This is a genomic window from Mycobacterium sp. E183 (genome assembly GCF_001667735.1).
GTDB lineage: Bacteria > Actinomycetota > Actinomycetes > Mycobacteriales > Mycobacteriaceae > Mycobacterium.
Genome location: NZ_LZJN01000063.1, coordinates 1 through 530 on the forward strand (window position 1 = coordinate 1; position 530 = coordinate 530).

The 530-nt window shown below is 64.0% G+C and carries 1 protein-coding gene; it reads left to right on the top strand.

Features of this window, described 5'->3' with window-relative positions:
- Window positions 1–530 (top strand): condensation domain-containing protein (locus A5691_RS06350; RefSeq protein ID WP_156675737.1); only part of this gene is annotated, 530 nt, incomplete at both ends.

The following is a 530-nucleotide window of genomic DNA, read 5'->3' on the forward strand; positions in this document are numbered from 1 at the left end:
TTTGATTTGTCGGTTGAGATTCCTTTGCGGGCAACGCTTTTCCGTGTGGGTTGCGATGAGCATGTGTTGGTGGCGGTGGCTCATCATATTGCCGCGGATGGGTGGTCGATTACGCCGTTGGTGCGTGATCTGGGGGTGGCTTATGGGAGTCGGTGTGCCGGTGGGGTGCCGGGGTGGGCGCCGTTGGCGGTGCAGTATGTGGATTACACGTTGTGGCAGCGGGCGCAGTTCGGGGACTTGGGCGATCCGCATAGTGCGATTGCTGCGCAGTTGGCGTATTGGCTGGATGCGTTGGCGGGGATGCCGGAGCGCCTGGAGTTGCCGACGGACCGGGCGTATCCGTTGGTGGCTGATTATCGGGGTGCGCGGGTGGTGGTGGAGTGGCCGGCTGAGTTGCAGCGGCGGGTGCGGGCGCTGGCAAGTGAGCACAATGCGACCAGTTTCATGGTGGTGCAGGCCGCGTTGGCGGTGGTGTTGGGGAAGTTGGGGGCGACTTCGGATGTGGCGGTGGGCTTTCCGATCGCCGGGCG